17 protein-coding genes are annotated in these 18,630 nt (G+C 71.1%); 7 read left to right on the forward strand and 10 right to left on the reverse strand.

The window, feature by feature from the left end; translation table 11 throughout:
• Positions 1-27 precede the first annotated feature (27 nt).
• Genes egtA through egtD form a run of 4 tightly spaced genes read left to right on the forward strand, consistent with a single transcriptional unit; the run spans position 28 to position 4,404 of the window.
• On the forward strand, positions 28-1,302 hold the full coding sequence (gene egtA / locus ACIBLA_RS05585) for an ergothioneine biosynthesis glutamate--cysteine ligase EgtA (RefSeq protein ID WP_399197845.1): 1,275 nt from the start codon (positions 28-30) through the stop codon (positions 1,300-1,302).
• Positions 1,299-2,690, forward strand: coding sequence for an ergothioneine biosynthesis protein EgtB (gene egtB / locus ACIBLA_RS05590; RefSeq protein WP_363243017.1), 1,392 nt, complete (start codon positions 1,299-1,301; stop codon positions 2,688-2,690). Before egtA ends, egtB begins: the two co-directional genes overlap by 4 nt.
• Positions 2,690-3,445, forward strand: a complete 756-nt coding sequence (egtC, locus tag ACIBLA_RS05595) for an ergothioneine biosynthesis protein EgtC (RefSeq protein WP_363243018.1) — start codon at positions 2,690-2,692, stop codon at positions 3,443-3,445. Before egtB ends, egtC begins: the two co-directional genes overlap by 1 nt.
• Positions 3,442-4,404, forward strand: a complete 963-nt coding sequence (gene egtD / locus ACIBLA_RS05600; RefSeq protein ID WP_399197846.1) for an L-histidine N(alpha)-methyltransferase — start codon at positions 3,442-3,444, stop codon at positions 4,402-4,404. Before egtC ends, egtD begins: the two co-directional genes overlap by 4 nt.
• Here egtD and ACIBLA_RS05605 read toward each other — a convergent pair.
• The 3 genes from ACIBLA_RS05605 to ACIBLA_RS05615 all read right to left on the reverse strand — a co-directional run bounded on the left by ACIBLA_RS05605 (position 4,299) and on the right by ACIBLA_RS05615 (position 7,620).
• On the reverse strand, positions 4,299-5,258 hold the full coding sequence (locus tag ACIBLA_RS05605; protein ID WP_399197847.1) for a lysophospholipid acyltransferase family protein: 960 nt from the start codon (positions 5,256-5,258) through the stop codon (positions 4,299-4,301). The genes egtD and ACIBLA_RS05605 overlap by 106 nt on opposite strands.
• Entirely contained in the window at positions 5,255-6,085 is an 831-nt protein-coding gene (locus tag ACIBLA_RS05610; RefSeq protein WP_399197848.1) for a GNAT family N-acetyltransferase, read from the reverse strand. The genes ACIBLA_RS05605 and ACIBLA_RS05610 overlap by 4 nt, the downstream gene beginning before the upstream one ends.
• 293 nt (positions 6,086-6,378) lie before the next feature.
• On the reverse strand, positions 6,379-7,620 hold the full coding sequence (locus ACIBLA_RS05615) for an extracellular solute-binding protein (protein WP_363243022.1): 1,242 nt from the start codon (positions 7,618-7,620) through the stop codon (positions 6,379-6,381).
• A 193-nt stretch (positions 7,621-7,813) separates the two neighbouring features.
• Between ACIBLA_RS05615 and ACIBLA_RS05620 the strand changes: the two genes are divergently transcribed.
• The gene (locus ACIBLA_RS05620; protein WP_363243023.1) at positions 7,814-8,038 is read left to right on the forward strand and encodes a dodecin; all 225 of its coding nucleotides are present in this window, start codon (positions 7,814-7,816) and stop codon (positions 8,036-8,038) included.
• A 55-nt stretch (positions 8,039-8,093) separates the two neighbouring features.
• Here ACIBLA_RS05620 and ACIBLA_RS05625 read toward each other — a convergent pair whose 3' ends face one another.
• A complete protein-coding gene (locus ACIBLA_RS05625) occupies positions 8,094-8,582 on the reverse strand; it encodes a hypothetical protein (RefSeq protein ID WP_399197849.1) in 489 nt (162 codons plus the stop codon).
• 58 nt (positions 8,583-8,640) lie between these two features.
• Here ACIBLA_RS05625 and ACIBLA_RS05630 point away from each other — a divergent pair, with 58 nt between their 5' ends.
• Positions 8,641-9,684: an LLM class flavin-dependent oxidoreductase gene (locus ACIBLA_RS05630; protein ID WP_399197850.1), complete on the forward strand. Its 1,044-nt coding sequence runs from the start codon at positions 8,641-8,643 to the stop codon at positions 9,682-9,684.
• A gap of 66 nt (positions 9,685-9,750) precedes the next feature.
• Here ACIBLA_RS05630 and ACIBLA_RS05635 read toward each other — a convergent pair whose 3' ends face one another.
• Genes ACIBLA_RS05635 through ACIBLA_RS05645 form a run of 3 tightly spaced genes read right to left on the reverse strand, consistent with a single transcriptional unit; the run spans position 9,751 to position 13,128 of the window.
• The gene (locus ACIBLA_RS05635; protein ID WP_363243026.1) at positions 9,751-10,497 is read right to left on the reverse strand and encodes a succinate dehydrogenase/fumarate reductase iron-sulfur subunit; all 747 of its coding nucleotides are present in this window, start codon (positions 10,495-10,497) and stop codon (positions 9,751-9,753) included.
• On the reverse strand, positions 10,494-12,458 hold the full coding sequence (locus ACIBLA_RS05640; protein WP_399197851.1) for a fumarate reductase/succinate dehydrogenase flavoprotein subunit: 1,965 nt from the start codon (positions 12,456-12,458) through the stop codon (positions 10,494-10,496). Before ACIBLA_RS05640 ends, ACIBLA_RS05635 begins: the two co-directional genes overlap by 4 nt.
• 1 nt (position 12,459) lies before the next feature.
• Complete coding sequence (locus ACIBLA_RS05645) at positions 12,460-13,128, reverse strand: succinate dehydrogenase cytochrome b subunit (RefSeq protein ID WP_363243035.1); 669 nt, start codon at positions 13,126-13,128, stop codon at positions 12,460-12,462.
• Between the two features lie 178 nt (positions 13,129-13,306).
• On the opposite strand from ACIBLA_RS05645, the gene ACIBLA_RS05650 reads away from it, so the two are divergent.
• Positions 13,307-14,239, forward strand: coding sequence for a LysR family transcriptional regulator (locus ACIBLA_RS05650; protein WP_363243028.1), 933 nt, complete (start codon positions 13,307-13,309; stop codon positions 14,237-14,239).
• A gap of 59 nt (positions 14,240-14,298) precedes the next feature.
• Here ACIBLA_RS05650 and ACIBLA_RS05655 read toward each other — a convergent pair whose 3' ends face one another.
• The 3 genes from ACIBLA_RS05655 to ACIBLA_RS05665 all read right to left on the reverse strand — a co-directional run bounded on the left by ACIBLA_RS05655 (position 14,299) and on the right by ACIBLA_RS05665 (position 18,480).
• On the reverse strand, positions 14,299-16,512 hold the full coding sequence (locus tag ACIBLA_RS05655) for an EAL domain-containing protein (RefSeq protein ID WP_363243029.1): 2,214 nt from the start codon (positions 16,510-16,512) through the stop codon (positions 14,299-14,301).
• Positions 16,509-17,321: an SAM-dependent methyltransferase gene (locus tag ACIBLA_RS05660; protein WP_399197853.1), complete on the reverse strand. Its 813-nt coding sequence runs from the start codon at positions 17,319-17,321 to the stop codon at positions 16,509-16,511. Before ACIBLA_RS05660 ends, ACIBLA_RS05655 begins: the two co-directional genes overlap by 4 nt.
• A gap of 208 nt (positions 17,322-17,529) precedes the next feature.
• Positions 17,530-18,480 (reverse strand): SCO0930 family lipoprotein, encoded by a 951-nt coding sequence (locus ACIBLA_RS05665; protein ID WP_363240834.1) that lies wholly within the window; start codon positions 18,478-18,480, stop codon positions 17,530-17,532.
• Positions 18,481-18,630: the final 150 nt, after the last annotated feature.

Here is an 18,630-nt window from a genome sequence, read left to right on the forward strand (position 1 = left end):
CACGGTCTTCGACAGGAGGATCCGGCCATGCCGTCGGACGAATTCGCAGTGGAGGGTCCGCCCCTCCGCGAGGACGACGCCGAGGCGCTGGTGCGCGGCATATGTTTCAAGACAGGGCCGCCCCGCGTCGTCGGTGTTGAACTCGAATGGCTCGTGCACGATCTGTACGACCCCGAACTGCCTGTTCGGACCGAGCGTCTCGACAAGGCCTTCGGCGGCCTTCGGGACCTGCCCCTTCGATCGGCGCTGACGTTCGAACCGGGTGGTCAGCTGGAACTCAGCTCGGCGCCCGCCGCCTCTCTGATGGAGTGCGTCGACTCCACGGCGGCCGACCTCACCGCCGTACGCCACGAACTGCGTACGGCCGGTCTCACACTCACCGGCCTCGGACAGGATCCGTGGCACTCACCCGGCAGGCTCCTGAAGGAGCCGCGGTACGACGCGATGGAGACCTACCTCGACCGGATCGGCCCCTCGGGCCGCGCCATGATGCGTTCGTCCGCCTCCATCCAGGTGTGCCTCGACGCGGGTCACGAGGAGCCCGGCCCGCTCGGGTACGGCCGGCGCTGGCAGCTCGCCCATCTGCTGGGCGCGGTGCTGGTGGCCGCGTTCGCCAACTCGCCGGTCCAGGCGCGCCGTACCACCGGCTGGCGGTCCACCAGGCAGGCGCTGTGGACGGACCTCGATCCGGCGCGCACCAAGTCGCCCGACATGCGGCGGGAGCCGCGTGCCGCGTGGGCGGCGTACGCGCTGGACGCGCCGGTGATGTGCGTCCGGACGGCGGACGGCCCCTGGGAGGTGCCCGAGGGGCTGACCTTCCGTGAGTGGATCCGTCGTGGTCTGCCTCGCCCCCCGGTGCGCGCCGATCTCGACTACCACATCAGCACCCTGTTCCCGCCGGTGCGCCCGCGCGGCCATCTGGAGCTGCGGATGATCGACGCCCAGCCGGGGGACGACGGCTGGATGGTGCCGCTGGCCGTGACCACCGCGCTGTTCGACGACCCCGAGGCCGCCGAGACGGTGTACCGGACCGTCAAGACGCTCGCCGAGACGGCGGGCGCCCGGCCCGCGCCGGGCAATCCCCTCTGGATCACGGCGGCCCGCGACGGGCTCACCGACCCCGAGCTGCACGCCGCGGCGGTGCGGTGCTTCGCCGTCGCGCAGGAGGCGCTGCCCCGTATGGGCACCAGCGAGGCAGTGCGGGAGGCCGTCGCGGCCTTCAACGAGCGGTACGTCGTGCCGGGGCGCTGCCCCGCCGACGACATGGACGTCCCCGCGACCGGGAAGGAGCTGCGCACATGAGCGAGAACGCCGGGACACCGGCCGAGCCGGCGGAGGGCACCGCCGAAGCGGCGGCGGAAGGGGCGGCGGAAGGGATATCCGTCGAGGCGCTGCGGCGCCGGGCAGTCGACGCGCTGACCACCGCGCGCGAACGCACCGCCCTCCTTACCTCCTGCGTGGACGAGCCCGAACTGACCGCGCAGCACTCGCCGTTGATGTCACCGCTGGTCTGGGACCTGGCACACATCGGCAATCAGGAGGAGCAGTGGCTGCTCCGGACGGTCGGCGGCCGGGAGGCCGTCCGGCCGGAGATCGACTCCGTGTACGACGCCTTCGAGCATCCCCGGGCGCTGCGTCCCACGCTCCCGCTGCTCGCGCCCACCGAGGCGCGCGCGTACGCCTCCGACATCCGGGGGCGGGTGCTGGACATCCTCGACAGCAGTCCGCTGCGGGGCGGCCCGCTGCTGGACGCGGGATTCGCCTTCGGGATGATCGCGCAGCACGAACAGCAGCACGACGAGACGATGCTGATCACCCATCAGCTGCGGCGCGGTCCCGCCGTGCTGACCGCGCCCGAGCCGCCGGGTCCCGATGCCGTGAAGCGTGCGGACCTGCCGGATGAAGTCCTCGTCCCGGCCGGGCAGTTCACCATGGGCACCTCGGCCGAGCCGTGGGCGCTGGACAACGAACGGCCCGCGCACCACCGGCTCGTTCCCGCGTTCCACCTGGACACGGTGCCGGTGACCAACGGCGACTATCTGCGCTTCATCGAGGACGGCGGGTACACCGACGACCGCTGGTGGGACCCGGCGGGCTGGGACCAGATCCGTGAACACGGCATCGCCGCACCGCTGTTCTGGCGGCGGGAGGCCGGCCAGTGGATGCGCCGCCGCTTCGGGGCGGTCGAGCCCGTGCCGGCCGACGAGCCGGTGCTGCACGTCAGCTGGTACGAGGCGGACGCGTACGCCCGCTGGGCCGGGCGAAGGCTGCCGACCGAGGAGGAGTGGGAGAAAGCCGCCCGGCACGACCCGGCCACCGGCCGCTCACGGCGCTACCCGTGGGGCGACGAGGACCCGACCCCCGAGCACGCCAACCTCGGCCAGCGCCATCTGCGGCCGGCGCCCGCGGGCAGCTATCCGCGGGGCGCTTCGCCGCTGGGCGTACGGCAGTTGATCGGGGACGTGTGGGAGTGGACGTCGAGCGACTTCCTGCCCTATCCCGGCTTTGCCGCCTTTCCCTACCGGGAGTACTCCGAGGTGTTCTTCGGCGGGGCGCACAAGGTGCTGCGCGGCGGCTCGTTCGCGGTGGACCGGGTGGCGTGCCGCGGCACGTTCCGCAACTGGGACCTGCCGGTGCGCCGGCAGATCTTCGCCGGGTTCCGTACCGCCCGCTCGGCGGGTGATGTCTGATGTGCCGTCATATCGCTTATGTGGGGCCGCCGGTGGCGCTGCGCGAGGTGCTGATCAGCCCCGAGTACGGGCTGTACCGGCAGTCCTGGGAGCCGCGCAGGCAGCGGCACGGGACGGTCAACGCCGATGGTTTCGGGGTCGGTTGGTACGCGGACGGCGACCCGGTTCCCGCGCGCTACCGGCGCCCGGGGCCGATCTGGGGTGACCAGAGCGTCGTCGACCTGGCCAGGGTGGTCCGCAGCGGTGCGGTGCTCGCGGCCGTGCGCGACGCCACCGAGTCGGGCGCGGACGGTGAGGCGGCGGCGGCGCCGTTCGCCTCCGGGCCCTGGCTGTTCAGCCACAACGGCGCCGTACGCGGCTGGCCGGCGAGCCTGGCGCCACTGGCCGCCTCACTGTCCTCCGCCGAACTGCTCGCGCTGGACGCCCGGACCGACTCGGCGTTCGTGTGGGCGCTGGTGCTGCACCGGCTGCGGGACGGCGACGGCATGGGCCAGGCCCTGGCCGACACGGTCCTGGAGGTGGCGGAGGCGGCGCCGGACTCCCGGCTGAATCTGCTGCTCACGGACGGTGAGACGGTCACGGCGACCGCCTGGGGCGACACGCTCTGGTATCTCGCCGAGCCCGGCCGGAGCGCCGTCGTCGCCGCGGAGCCGTACGACGACGATCCGCGCTGGTGCGAGGTCCCCGACCACACCCTGCTGGCGGCGACCCGCGCCGATGTCCTGCTCACTCCCCTCAAGGAGCCCCCCGCGTGAGCCCGTACCTGCTGACCCGCACCCTGCCCGAGGACACCACCGACGCCGCGCTGCGCGCCGATGTGCTGCACGGGCTGACCCGAAACCCCAAGTCCCTGCCGCCCAAGTGGTTCTACGACGCCAGGGGCAGTGAACTGTTCGAGGAGATCACCGCGCTGGAGGAGTACTACCCGACGCGCGCCGAGCGGGAGATCCTGCTCGCCCGCGCGTCCGGGATCGCGGCGGCGACGGGGGCCCGCACGCTGGTCGAGCTGGGCTCGGGGTCCTCGGAGAAGACCCGGCATCTGCTCGACGCGCTGCCGCTGCTGGACAGTTATGTGCCGGTCGACGTGAGCGAGAGCGCGCTCACCGGCGCCGCCGACGCGATCCTCGCCGAGCGCCCGGACCTCCATGTGCACGCGCTCATCGCCGACTTCACCAAGGAGCTGGTGCTGCCGGAGACGCCAGGACCGCGGCTGGTCGCGTTCCTCGGCGGCACGATCGGCAATCTGCTCCCCGACGAGCGCGCCGACTTCCTCGCGTCGGTACGCGCGCTGCTCGTGCCCGGCGACGCGCTGCTCCTGGGGACGGACCTGGTGAAGGACGAGGCCGTACTGGTCAGGGCCTATGACGACGCGTCAGGTGTGACGGCCGCCTTCAACAAGAACGTGCTGGCAGTCGTCGACCGGGAGCTGGGCGCCGACTTCGACCCGGCGGACTTCGACCATGTGGCGTACTGGGACAGCGAACAGCGGTGGATCGAGATGCGGCTCAGGGCGCGCCGGGCGCTCGCCGTGAAGATCCCCGAGCTGGATCTGGTGGTCACGTTCGAGGCGGGTGAGGAGATGCGTACGGAAGTGTCCGCGAAGTTCACTCAGGACGGTGTCCGCTCCGAACTGGCGGGGGCGGGAATGGAGTTGGCGCGCTGGTGGACGGACGAGGCCGGACGGTTCGCGCTGTCGCTGGCAACGGTGGTGTGAGCGGGCGCGGTCCGGGCGAGATCCGGGTGAGTGACGGCGCTCTGGGCCGCGCGGGCCAGTGAGCGGCGGTCCGGGTGGCGACCGGCGGGGATCAGGGGCAGGACCTCGATCTCCGCCGTGAGCCCTCGGGCCACCACGATCCGCCACAGGGAGGCGGCGAGCGGGTCGTCCCCGACGAAGGCGGCGGGACCCAGCGGGCGGTAGCCGATCCGTACGGGACGGACGGCCGCCCCCGCGTCCAGCGCGGCCTGGAACATGGCGGCGGTGAACCGCCCCTGGTCCCGGCCGCACCAGGTGCTGCCCTCAGGGAAGACGATCACGCGGGATCCGGCGCGCAGGGCGTCCCGGACGTCTCGAACGGTGTCCGGCAGCGCGCGGAGCCGGTCGCGGTCCACGAAGAGTGTGCCGCCGAGTTCCGCGACCAGGCCGAGGACGGGCCAGCGGCGGATGTCGCTCTTGGCCAGGACCCGGCCGGGGAACAGGGTCGCGATGAGCGGGATGTCCAGCCAGGAGATGTGGTTGGCGACGACGAGCACTCCGCTGCCCGGTGCGTCGGGCGACGCGGTGAGCGGTGCGTCGAGCGGCACGGTGAACGGCGCCGCCAGTGGTGCGCCCTCGACCTGGATGCGCAGTCCGAAGATCCGGATCACGGTACGCGTCCAGCCGCTGGTCAGCCGGTCGCGTCGGCCGGCGCTGAACAGGGCGACCACCGGGACGAGCAGGATCCCGGCGACGACGGCGCCGAGACCCGCCAGCAGCCGCGCGGACGCGGCGACGGTGCCCCGGCGCGTGGCGCCGGAGCGGGGGGCGCAGAGCTGCGGGGTGCAGGGCGCCGTGGGCAGCCAGGCGCTCATCGCGCCGGGGCGAGCGAGAGGAAGTGCCGCAGGTAGCGCGGGTTGGTGCGGCGCAGCGACAGCAGGACGTACAGATCGGCGACACCGAACTCCGGGTCGTGCGCGGGCGCGCCGCAGACCCACGCGCCGAGCCGCAGGTAGCCGCGGAGCAGCGCGGGGAGTTCGGCGCGCGCGGCGGGCTCGGTGGCGTTGTCCGGGGTCCAGAGGCGGTGCGGGGTGACCCAGTACTCCTCGGGCGCGAGGTTCCGGTCCTTGACGGTGTTCCAGGTCGCGGAGGCGAGCGCGCCGCCGTCACTCAGCGTGAGGGAGCAGCAGCCCGCCATCCAGTTGTGCCCGGTGCGGGTCATGTAGCGGGCGAGCCCGGCCCAGATCAGGGCGATGACGGCGCCGTTGCGGTGCAGGGGGTGGACACAGGAGCGGCCGACCTCGACGAGGTCGTCGCGTATGTGGTCGAGCCGCTGGAGGTCGAACTCGCTCTCGGAGTAGAGCCGTCCGGCGGCACGGGCACGGTCCGGCGGCAGCAGCCGGTACGTCCCCACGACCTCACCGGTCTCGGCCTCGCGTACCAGCAGGTGGTCGCAGTAGGCGTCGAAGGCATCACTGTCGAGGCCGGGTTCGGGCCCTTCGATCAGGGCGCCCATCTCGCCGGCGAAGACCATGTAGCGCAGGCGCTGGGCGGCGCGTACGTCGTCCTGGTCGCGGGCGAGGGAGACGACATAGCGCTGGTCGAGGTCGGGGACGGGGGCAGCGGCGGGGAGGGGCAGCTGCGCGGGGGCGGGGAGAGGGGCCGGGAGCTGCGCGGGGATCACGGCGGGTGAGGCGGACATAGCGGTCTCCTGTGCCGGACGAAGGTACGAGCGGTCATGGGACGCCGCAGACGCGGCGACCCGGCACCTTGTTTCTTCCGTGACCGGCTGGATTCGACATGACAGCCCGGCGGAGCGGGGATGTGAGACGGCTGAATGGCCGGGACCAACGGGTAACGCGTTGGCAAAGTGCCCGGCCGCAAGCGGGAGGCCGGGCGGTGTCCGGAGAGAAGCTGTCCTCGTCTGCCCTTGCGGCCCGAAGGGCGGGAAAGCGTCCGGCGGGGGCGGCCCACGCCCCGCGCCCCCGCCCCCACCTACCGCAGCGCCGCCGAGATCTTCGTGTCGGCCACCTCGGCCGCCGACTTCGGGTCCTCGCCCTGGAGCACCGCCGTCATGTACGGCTTGATCGGGTTGTCCAGTTCCACGTTGGCCCACTTCGGCGAGTTCGGCGTCGCCCGGCCCTGCGCGGCGCCCGCCGCCATCGCGGCCGTGGATTCCTGGCCCTCGATCACGCCCGCGAGCGTCGTCTTGTTCGGCACGTAGCTCATGGTCTTGGCCAGCTCGGTCTGCCATTTCTCGCCGGCCAGCGCCTTCACCACCTCGACCGCCGCCGAACGGTGCGAGGAGTTCTTGGGGACGATGAGGTCGGAGCCGCCGGTGAAGACGGCGCCGGGTGCGCCAGCGGTCTTGCCGGGGACCGGGAAGAAGCCGAGCTTGCCCTTGAGTCCGGGGTTCTTCTCCTCGATCTGGACCGCCGAGTTGGGGGTGTCGATGATCTGCGCGATGTCGCCCCTGGCGAACTCGGCCTCCTGCTCCGGCTTGACCTCGTCGGAGCCCTTGGGGCCGTCGCCGAGCGCCTGCAACTGCTTGTAGAACTTCATGCCCCTGATCGCCTCGGGCGTGCCCAGCCGGCCCTCCCACTCACCGCCCGCCTCGACGGCCAGCTCGCCGCCCTCGTCCCAGATGAAGCCGGAGAGGGTGTACCAGTCCTGGCCGGCCAGATAGATGCCCTGCTGGGATCCCTCGTCGAGTTGGGCGGTGATGTCCAGCCACTCGGCGCGGGTCTTGGGCGGCTCGTCGATCCCGGCCTGCGCGAAGAGGTCCTTGTTGTAGATGACGACGCGGTTGGCGGCGTACCAAGGGATGCCGAACTGCGAGCCGTTGATGCTGCCGGGCTCCGCGAGACCGGGCAGCCAGTCCTCGCTTCCCAGGTCCCGTACGGACTCCAGGGTGAGGTCGCGCAGGCCGTCGCTCTCCGCGTACTGCGCGACCTGGGTGTTGCCGACCTCGATGACGTCCGGCGAGTCGTCGGCCTCCAGCGCGGCCATCACCTTCTTGCCTATCCCGGTCCACTCCTGGATCTCGACCTCCAGCCGGACCGAGGGGTTCTCCTCCTCGTACGCCGCGGTGAACCGCTCCAGATACGCGGAGGAGACGCTGTCCTTCATGAGCCAGATGGTGATGACCTTGTCGTCCCCGCCTGGGAGCATCCCGCATCCCACCAGTGCGACGGAGGACGCGAACACGGCGGAGCCGGCAAGGAAGCGCTTTTTCACGTAGGTCACCTTCTGGCGTGCGGCACGAACGAGTGAGACCCGACATGGGGGGAGCAAGCGGTGCTCGCACGGGCATTGGCGCGATTTTGGTATGGACCAGGTGGCCGGTCAAGCCCCTCGCCCCCGCGCGCGGGGGCGCGGGGTGGGGCACGGTGGAGTGACACCGCGATCGCCGAAGAGGAGAGCGACTCCCATGAGCAACCACACCTACCGGGTCACCGAGATCTACGGCACCTCAGAGGCGGGCGTCGACGAGGCCGTCCGGAACGGAATCGACCGGGCGTCCAAGACCCTGCGCGGGCTGGACTGGTTCGAGGTGACGCAGGTCCGCGGCCATATCGAAGACGGCCGGATCCAGCACTACCAGGTCGGGCTCAAGGTCGGCTTCCGCCTGGAGGACGGCGAGAGCGCCGGCTGACCCCGGTGCGCCGACCCCGAGTACCCCGGGGACTCCGGCGGCGCCAAGGCCGCTCTCAGGTGCGTCCCTCGCGCTCCTGCCCGTCCTTCAGCGCCTGGGACGTGCTCGCCCAGCGGGCGCGTACGACCCGGAATCCGGCACGCTCCACCGCGTCGCACACCAGCTCGTCGTCGTCCACGAGCATGCGGATCTCCCGGCCGGCGGCCAGCTTGCCCAGCCGCTCCACCTTCGTCGTGCGGGCGGGCCGCCGGTCGTCGTTGCGGCGCATGAACACCCGGCCGTCGGGGAGGCCGTTCGCCCGCAGCCACGCCAGTGTGTCCTTGCGGCAGCGCTCGGGGCGGCCGGTCAGATAGACGACCTCGCACTCGTCGGCGCTTTTGAGCACCAGTGCCACCCCCTCGGCCAGCGGTGTGTCGTCGCCCGCCGCGTCGAAGAAGCCGTTCCAGTCCTTCGGGATGCGCACCAGGAAGTGCTGGCGGTGCGCGGTCTCGGCGAGCGTCCCGTCCAGGTCGAACACGGCCAGTGGTCTGTTGTTGTCCGTCACACGCCCAGCCTAGAGAAGGGCCGGGGAATCCTGGTGGCCCGTCGCTGTTGAACTGAACGTGACGTCAGTGATCGCGAACACCCGCTTCTCCGTACTCGACCGCTCCCGCACCCGCGAGGGCCAGGACGCTCCCGAGGCGCTGCGCGAAACGGTGCGCCTCGCGGGGCGGCTGGAGGCGCTCGGCTATCACCGCTTCTGGGTGTCCGAGCACCACAGCGTGCCCGGTGTCGCGGGCTCGGCGCCCACGGTCCTGGCGGCGGCCGTCGCCGCCGCGACGTCCACGATCCGCGTCGGTACGGGCGGGGTGATGCTGCCCAACCACCGGCCGCTCGTCGTGGCCGAGCAGTTCGGGGTGCTGGAGTCGCTGTTCCCCGGCCGGATCGACATGGGCATCGGCCGCTCCGTGGGCTTCACGGACGGGATACGCCGGGCGCTGGGGGCGGACAAGCGGGACATCCAGAACGTCGCGGACTTCGCCGGGCGCGTCGGGGAACTGCTGGGCTGGTTCACCGGCGACCAGGGCCGTTACCCCCAGGTCCACGCCCTGCCCGCCGAGGGCCTGCGGCCGGAACCGTTCGTCCTGGCCATGGGCGAGGGCGCGGACATCGCCGCGGCGGCCGGTCTGCCCATGGTCGTCGGCGACCTGCGCGGCCAGGACCGCATGCTGCGGGCCGTGGAGCGCTACCGCGCCGGCTTCCGCCCGTCCGCCTGGTCTGACCGCCCGCGGGTGATCGTCGCGGGGACGGTCGCGGTCGCCGCGAGCGAGGAGGAGGCGCGCCGGCTGCTGATGTCCGAGGCCTGGTCGATGGCCCACTCCCGTACCCATGGCGTCTTCCCGCCACTCGCGCCCGCCCAGCGGATCGAGTCGCTGACGATGACCGCGAAGGAGCGGGAGTTCTACGAGTCGGGGCTGCGCGGCCATGTCCAGGGCACCGAGGAGCAGGTCGCCGACGCCCTGGAGTCGGTGATCAAGGAGAGCGGCGCCGACGAGGTGCTGGTGACGACCAGCACGTACGACCGCGACGCGCTCCTGGACTCCTTCACCCGGCCGGCAAGGGTCGCGGGGCTGGGCCGGGTCCCTGTTCCCCATCTCGCCGGATGATTCCGCGCGTTGAGGAGTGGCGCGACACCGCTGATCCGCGCCGCAGCCCGTCCTAATGCGCCCGTCCTACCGCGCCACCTTGCGCGTCGCCCGCAGCCACTCCTTGTTCATCGCCGTGATCGACGGCAGCGGGATGCCCTTCGGGCAGGCCGTCGCGCACTCGCCGGTCAGGGTGCAGCCGCCGAAGCCCTCTTCGTCCATGGTCGCGACCATGTCCAGGACCCGGGTCTCGCGCTCCGGTGCGCCCTGTGGCAGCACGTTGAGGTGGTTGACCTTGGCCGAGGTGAAGAGCATCGCCGAGCCGTTGGGACACGCGGCCACGCACGCGCCGCAGCCGATGCACTCCGCGTGCTCGAACGCGAACTCGGCGTCCGCCTTGGGCACGGGCGTCGCGTGCGCCTCGGGCGCGGAGCCGGTGGGGGCGCTGATGTAGCCGCCGGAGCCGATGATGCGGTCGAAGGCCGACCGGTCCACGACCAGATCCTTGACCACGGGGAACGCGCCGGCCCGCCACGGCTCGACGTCGATCGTGTCGCCGTCGGCGAAGTGCCGCATGTGGAGCTGGCAGGTGGTGGTGCGTTCGGGGCCGTGGGCGTCGCCGTTGATGACGACGCCGCAGGCGCCGCAGATGCCTTCACGGCAGTCGTGGTCGAAGGCGACCGGGTCGTCACCGGTGAGGATCAGCTGCTCGTTGAGCGAGTCGAGCATCTCCAGGAACGACATGTCCTCGGAGATGCCGTCGATGTCGTACGTGACCATGGCGCCGGTGGCGTCGGCAGCGCTCTGCCGCCAGACGCGCAGGGTGAGCCTCATGCGTAGCTCCGCTGGGTGGGGTGGACGTACTCGAAGACGAGGTCTTCCTTGTGCAGGACGGGCGCGGTGCCGGTGGCCGTGAACTCCCAGGCCGCCGCGTACGAGAAGGCGTCGTCGTGCCGTTCGGCCTCGCCGCCGTCGGTCTGGGACTCCTCGCGGAAGTGGCCGCCGCAGGACTCGGCGCGGTGCAGTGCGTCGAGGCACATCAGCTCGGCGAGTTCCAGGTAGTCGACGATGCGGTTGGCCTTCTCCAGCGACTGGTTCAGCTCTTCGCCGGTGCCGGGCACCTTGATGCGGCGCCAGAACTCCTCGCGGATCTCCGGGATCCGACTCAGTGCCTTGCGCAGCCCGACCTCGCTGCGGGCCATGCCGCAGTGCTCCCAGAGCAGTTCGCCGATCTCGCGGTGGAAGGAGTCGGGGGTGCGGTCGCCGTCGACGGCGAGCAGCAGCCGCAGCCGGTCCTCGGTCTCGGCGACGGCCTCGGCGACCTCCGGGTGGCTGTTGTCGACCGTGTCCTGGTGCGGGTTGCGCGCGAGGTAGTCGTTGATGGTGGACGGCAGGACGAAGTAGCCGTCGGCGAGGCCCTGCATCAGGGCGGACGCGCCGAGCCGGTTGGCGCCGTGGTCGGAGAAGTTGGCCTCGCCGATCGCGAACAGCCCCGGCACGGTGGTCTGGAGGTCGTAGTCGACCCAGAGTCCGCCCATCGTGTAGTGGATCGCCGGGTAGATGCGCATCGGCACCTGGTACGGGTCCTCGGCGGTGATGCGCTCGTACATCTCGAAGAGGTTGCCGTACTTCTCCTCGACCGCCCCCCGGCCGAGTCGGCGGATCGCGTCGGCGAAGTCGAGATAGACGCCCTGGCCGCCGGGGCCGACGCCGCGGCCCTCGTCGCAGACGTTCTTCGCGGCGCGCGAGGCGATGTCGCGCGGGACGAGGTTGCCGAAGGAGGGGTAGATCCGCTCCAGGTAGTAGTCGCGCTCGTCCTCGGGGATCTCGGCGGGCGGGCGGGTGTCGCCGTGCGCCTTCGGCACCCAGATACGGCCGTCGTTGCGCAGCGACTCGCTCATCAGGGTGAGCTTGGACTGGTGGTCGCCGGAGCGCGGGATGCAGGTGGGGTGGATCTGGGTGAAGCAGGGGTTGGCGAAGTGCGCGCCGCGCCGGTGGGCGCGCCAGACGGCGGTGGCATTGCTGTTCTTGGCGTTGGTGGACAGGTAGAAGACGTTGCCGTAGCCGCCCGACGCGAGGACGACGGCGTCGGCGAAGTACGTGGACACCTTGCCGGAGATCAGGTCGCGGGCGACGATGCCGCGGGCCCGGCCGTCGACGACGATCAGGTCGAGCATCTCGGTGCGCGGGTGCATCTCGACGGTGCCGGCCGCGATCTGCCGGGACAGCGCCTGGTAGGCGCCGAGCAGCAGTTGCTGGCCGGTCTGGCCGCGGGCGTAGAAGGTGCGGGAGACTTGGACGCCGCCGAAGGAGCGGGTGTCGAGGAGGCCGCCGTACTCGCGGGCGAAGGGCACTCCCTGGGCGACACACTGGTCGATGATCTCGACGGAGATCTGGGCGAGCCGGTGGACGTTGGACTCGCGGGCCCTGAAGTCGCCGCCCTTGACGGTGTCGTAGAAGAGGCGGTGGACGGAGTCGCCGTCGTTGCGGTAGTTCTTGGCGGCGTTGATGCCGCCCTGGGCGGCGATGGAGTGGGCGCGGCGCGGTGAGTCCTGGTAGCAGAACTGGACGACGTGGTAGCCCTGTTCGGCGAGCGTGGCGCCGGCGGCGCCGCCGGCGAGGCCGGTGCCGACGACGATGACGGTGTGCTTGCGGCGGTTGGCCGGGTTGACCAGCTTCGCCTCGAAGCGGCGGGTGTCCCAGCGCTCGGCGACGGGCCCGGCCGGGGCCTTGGTGTCGACGAGGGGTTCGCCGGTCGCGTAGTCGGTGTACGTGGGCGGGAGGAGGTCGTCCATGTCAGCTCACCACTCCGGTCATGACGCCTACGGGAAGGGAGATGAAGCCGACGGTCAGCACCAGCGCGAGGCCGTTGGCCGTGATCTTCAGGATCCGGTCACGGGTGGCGCTGCCCATGCCGAGAGTCTGTGCGGCGCTCCAGAAGCCGTGCCGGATGTGCATGCCGAGGGCGAGCATCGCGGTGATGTAGATGACGTTGCCGTACCAGGTGGAGAAGGTCGCGACGACGTTCTCGTACGGCTTGCCGGGCTCGGCGTTCTCGTTGACGGTGAGCGTCGTGAGGTCGAGCAGGTGCCAGACGATGAACAGCGCGAGGATGATTCCGCCCCAGCGCATGGTGCGCGTGGCGTAGCTCGCGCGGCGGCGCTTGTGTGCGTAGGCGGTGGGGCGGGCGGCGATGTCGCGGCGGCTGAGCTGGTACGCGCAGACGCCGTGCAGGACGACGGCGGCGAGCAGCACCACGCGCACGATCCACAGGGCCCACTCGTGGTGCAGGACAGGGGCGCCCATGGTGCGCAGCCAGTGTCCGTACGCGTTGAACTCGCCGGGACCGAAGAAGATCTTCAGATTGCCCAGCAGATGCGCGACGAGGTAGCCGAGCATGATCAGGCCGCTGACGGCCATGACGGCCTTCTTGCCGACCGTGGAACCCCAGAGGGTGCCGAGCATCGAGGGCCGTTTGCCGGGGCGCCCGCCGCCCGGCTCACCGGCCTTGCGGTCCGCCCGCTTGTCCGTACGCGTTGCCAGAGCCATGACACGCACGCTAGAGCCGGGCACACCAAGAGGTCCAAGACATGGTTCGGCTCATGTCCATAGCCTGTGCCTATCGTGGGCCTATCCTTGGCCCATGCAGTTCCAGCAGCTCGTCTATTTCGTCGCCGTCGCGGAGACCCTGCACTTCACGCGCGCCGCCGAACGCGTGCATGTCTCGCAGCCCTCGCTCTCCCAGCAGATCCGGGCCCTGGAGAAGGAGCTGGGCGCCGAGCTGTTCGGCCGGGCCCGGGGCAATGTCGCGCTCACCGACGCGGGCGAGGCCCTGCTGCCGACGGCCCGGCGGATCCTCGCGGACGCGGAGACCGCGCGCCACGAGGTGCAGGAGCTGGTCCAGCTGCGGCGCGGGCGGGTACGGCTGGGCGCGCCGCCCAGTCTCTGCACCGGTCTGCTGCCTGAGGTCCTGCGGGTCTTCCACGATCGGCATCCGGGCATCGAGCTGCTGATCGAGGAGAGCGGTTCGCACGACCTCGTACGCGAACTGGCGCGCGGCGCCCTGGACTTCGCCCTGGTGGTGCTGCCGCTGCCGACGCCCTCACCGGCCCTGACGACGGTCGAGCTGCTGCACGAGGACCTGGTGGTGGTCTCGTCTGCGGCGGCGCCGGGACCGCGCCGGCCGGTCCGGATCTCCGACCTCCGGAGGGAACAGCTGGTGATGTTCCGGCACGGCTACGACCTGCGGGAGCTGACCGTCGCCGCCTGCCGCGCCGAGGGGTTCGAGCCGGTGTTCACCGTCGAGGGCGGTGAGATGGACGCCGTGCTCGGCTTCGTACGGGCCGGTCTCGGGGTGGCGGTGGTGCCGAGCATGGTCGCGGAGCAGGCGGGGCGGGATCTGCGGGTCACGCCGCTGGCGCCGCCGGGGCTGCGCCGTACGATCGCGCTCGCGCACCGCAGCGACGTGGCGCCGCCGCGTGCCGCGCGCGAGCTGCAGAAGGTGCTGTTCAGCACGCGGGCACCCGCCCGTACGGGCGGCGCGGGCCGTACGGGCGGAGGCGGCGAGCGCCGCTGACCGTCCGGAACGGACGGCCGGCACCCGCCCGGCCGGCCGTCTGATCCGGGCGGACGGTGTCAGACCGCGTCGGCCAGCGACAGCGTATGGAGCATTTCCGGCGGGCCCGGACGCGCGTAGTACCAGCCCTGCGCCGTGTCGCAACCGAGTCTTCGCAGGTGGTCCGCCTGTGCCCCGGTCTCGACGCCTTCCACGGTCACGGCCAGTTCCAGACCATGGGCGAGGGAGACGATCCCCTCGACGATCTTGAGATCGACGGGGTCGGCCGGGTGCTGCTGCATGCCCTGGGTGAAGGAACGGTCCAGCTTGAGCACGCTCACCGGCAGCCGGCGCAGATTCGCGAGGTTCGAGTAGCCGGTGCCGAAGTCGTCGAGCGCGATGTCGACGCCCATCTCGGCGAGTTGCCGCAGCGGTTTGAGCAGATCCTCGTCCGCGCCGATCAGCGCGGACTCGGTGACCTCCAGGCAGAGCGAGCCCGGCGCGAGGCCGACCCGCTCCAGCACCTCCACCGTGTCGGCGACGAGGCCGGGGTGGTGCAGCTGGGCGGGCGAGAGGTTCACATTGATCCGCACCGGCCCGGCGAAGGTGCCCGCCGCCAGCTCCTCCTGCCACACACGGGCCTGCCGTACGGACTGCTCCAGCACCCAGCGCCCGAGCGGCACGATCAGCCCGGTGTGCTCGGCGAGCGGGATGAACCGGTCGGGGCTGAGCACCCCGTGCGTCGGGTGGCTCCAGCGCACCAGCGCCTCGGCGCCGTGCACCCTGCCGTCGGCGAGATCCACCAGCGGCTGGTACTCGATGAAGAACTCGCCGCGCTCCAGGGCCGCCGGCAGCGACGTGGTGAGCCCGTGCCGGGTGATGGCGCGGGCGTCGGCCTCGGGATCCGCGAGTTCGAACCGGTTGCCGCCCGCCGACTTGGCCCGGTACATGGTGATGTCGGCGCTGCGCAGGACCTCGGCGGCGGTGGACTCGCCGGCCTTGCCCTCCACGATGCCGATGCTGCCCCGGACGGTGAACTCGCGGCCGTCCAGGCTGATCGGGGTGGCCAGCGCGCCGAGTATGCGCGACGCCAGCTCGCCCACCTCGCGCTCGGTGTCGGGTCCGGTGGTCAGGGCGACGAACTCGTCGCCGCCGAGCCTGGCGACCATCTCACCGGGCGCCGTGGCGCAGCTCTGGAGCCGGTCCGCGACCTCGACCAGCATGCGGTCGCCCGCGGAGTGGCCGAGGCTGTCGTTGATCGCCTTGAAGCCGTCGAGATCGAGGTAGCAGAGGCCGAAGCGGTTGGGCGGCGCCGGTGTGCCGTCCGCCGTCTCCTTGGCGGGGGCCAGCGCCTTCTCCAGGCGTTCGAAGAACAGCGTCCTGTTGGGCAGTCCGGTCAGGGCGTCGTGGGTCGCCTCGTAGCGCAGCCGCAGAGTGAGCAGCCGCCGCTCGGTGGTGTCCTCCAGCAACGCCAGTTGGTACTGCGGTTCTCCGTCGACGTCCCGGAGCAGCGAGACGGTCAGATTGGTCCACAGGACCGTGCCGTCGTTGCGGAAGAACGGCTTCTCCGTACGGAAGCTCTCCCGTTCGCCCCGTATCAGCTCGCCGTGCATCTTCCAGACCTGCGGTCCGTCGTCGGGGTGCACCCACTCGCCGACGTTCCTGCTGCGGACATGGTGTTCGAGGCCGCCGAGCATCTGGGTGAGGGTGTTGTTGGCCTCCAGCACATGACCGTCGAGGTCGGCGATGCCGATGCCGATCGCCGCGCCCTCGAAGACCGCGCGGAACCGGGCCTCCGTGGCGTGCAGAGCGTCCTCGGCGGCGCCGCGTGCCGCGAGCGCCGAGCGCGCGATGGCCTCCTGCTCGGCGAGGGTGCGTTCGCGCAGCGCCAGGGCGAATCCGGCGGCGAACGCGTGCTGGAGCCGGGCGCAGCGCGCCCGCAGTTCCTCGGCGGCGTGGTCGCCGGCCGGATCGGCCGCCGCACCGCAGTACAGCACCAGATAGGCGTCGACGACCCCGAGGGAGCGGGCGAGCGCGTCCGGGTCCGTGCAGTGCGCGGCCACCAGCGCCGCCCCGACGCCGTGCGCGGGCGCGGCGTCGAAGATCTTGTCGTGCAGGGCGTCCCTCAACAGGCGTGCCAGGGGCAGCAGATGCTGTTCGAACTCGGTCCGGGTCAGTGAGGTGGCGGTCGCCGGGAAGATCGCGCGGCTCCAGATGGTCGCGAACCGCCTGAGCCGGTCCTCCACTCCGTCCGGTTCCGCCGCGGCGTCCGGGTCCTCCGCCGGCACCTTCACGCCTTGCGTCCCACTCCGGCGAAGCCCGACAACGCGTACGGGTCCTCCTGGCCGACAGGGCTCTCGGGCCGCCAGTGGCCCATGGCCACCAGACCGGGCTCGACGAGCTCGTAACCGTCGAAGAACCCGGCGATCTCCTCGCGCGTGCGCATGACCAGCGGATTGCGGATGTCCTTGTAGACGCCGACCGTGCCGGCGACCTGTTCCTGGGGCAGCGGGATGCCCGCGTACGCGGCGTGCGACACGACGATGACACTGCCGGGGGCAAGGGCCTCGGTCAACTCGGCCACGGCGGCGAAGGGTTTGTCGTCGTCCTGGAGGAAGTGCAGGACGGAGACCAGCAGCAGGCCGACCGGCCGGCCCAGGTCGATGAGGTCGCGGACCTCGGGGCTGTCGAGGATCTGCTGGGGGGCGCGCAGGTCGGCGGCCACGATGGCGGCGTTGTCGTTGCCGTCGAGCACCGCGTTGCTGTGCGCCACGGCGACCGGGTCGTGGTCGACGTACACGACTTTGGCGTCCGGATCGGCGGCCTGAGCGACCTCGTGGACATTGCCGAACGTCGGAATGCCGGAGCCGATGTCGAGGAACTGGGTCACGCCCTCGCCAATGGCGAAACGGACCGCGCGGCGCATGAACGCCCGGTTCGCCTGCATGATCTTGGGAAGCCCCGGAGTGAACTCCATTGCCTTTCGGGCCGCTTCCCTGTCCACTTCGAAATTGTGCGAACCGCCCAAATAGTAGTCATACATGCGGGACACGCTCGGCACCGATATGTCGATGCCCTGCGGTACCCAGGCGGGACGCTCCATCGAGATCTCCAACAAGTCGCCACGGGGGAACGGCCGTGCACACGGCCGGTGTTCGAGCCCGAGGCTACTGATCGCCCGCCAAGAGAGCGAGCTGAAACGGAAATTAGCGGTCCGTTCTCGGTCACACCCGAACCCCACACACCAGCGGTCCGCCGCCACGCACGGGGCGTGGCGGCGGACCGGTTCGGCCGGAGGCGCGACGTGGGGACTACTTGGGCGCTCCGACCAGCTTGGAGTCGGGAGCGACGGCGTACCAGGTGCCGCCGACGCCCTGACCATTGGTGTCACCGGGTTTGGCATCGCCGGCGAAGGTGTAGATCGGCCAGCAGTCGATGGTCTGCTGCTTGATTCCGTCCGGCCGGTCGAACGTCACGAAGCCCTTCTTGATGATGCCTTCGGTGTCATTCTTTTCGACGGGAGCGACTACCGGCCACTTTTCCAGGCAGGCACCGGTGCAGGCGGTCTTCATCGGCCATGCGCTGTCCTTCTTGAACCGATATACCGTCATACCCTTGGCGTCCACCACGATTTCGCCGAGCTTGGGGTCGTTTCGCACGGACAGTCCCGCGAGATCGGCCTCGGTTCCGCCCGCCTCGTCGGCTCCGGCGGCTCCGGGAGCGGCCTTCTTGCCGTCGGGGGCGGAGGCGAACCAGGTGCCGCCCACACCCTGCCCGTTGGCGTCGCCGGGGTTGGCGTCCTTGGCGTAGCGGTACATCGGCCAGCCGCCGAGGGTCAGTTGCTTGGTGCCGTCGGCGCGGGTGACCTCGCCGATCTTCGAGGCGTCGGTGCCGGCGGCGGCCTTGACGTCACCGGCCGCGACGACCGGCCACGCCTTCTCGCACTCGCCCTCGCAGGTCGACTTGGGGGGCTCCGCGGTGTCGTTGTCGAACCGGTAGAGCGTGAAGCCCTCGCTGTCGGTGACGACCTGGCCGAGCTTCTTGCTGTCCCACACGGCCAGTTGGCCGGCCGTCTTGGGTTCGGTCGCCGACTCGTCGCCGTAGCCGCTGTCCGATCCGTAGCCGCCGCCACCGTCGGCGGGCGCGGCGGCGCCGACCGCCTGGCCGTTGGGGCTCTCACCCTTGTCCTGACCGCACGCCGTCGTCAGGGCCAGTACGGCCGCCGCGCTCACCGCGATCGAGGCGTTCCGCCAGGTTTTCATGTCAACTCCCGTAGTTCGTATGCCAGTTGGGGCGCCAGGGCCGCGCCGTTCATGGCCCTAAGTACGCGCGGGAGGGTCAGGAGCGTTCAACGCCGTTCAAAGAATCTTCGGAAAGAAAAAAGAAACGTGGAATGACCCGATACCCCACGA

The sequence above is a fragment of the Streptomyces sp. NPDC050433 genome (genome assembly GCF_044458565.1).
In the GTDB taxonomy this organism is placed as follows: Bacteria; Actinomycetota; Actinomycetes; order Streptomycetales; family Streptomycetaceae; genus Streptomyces.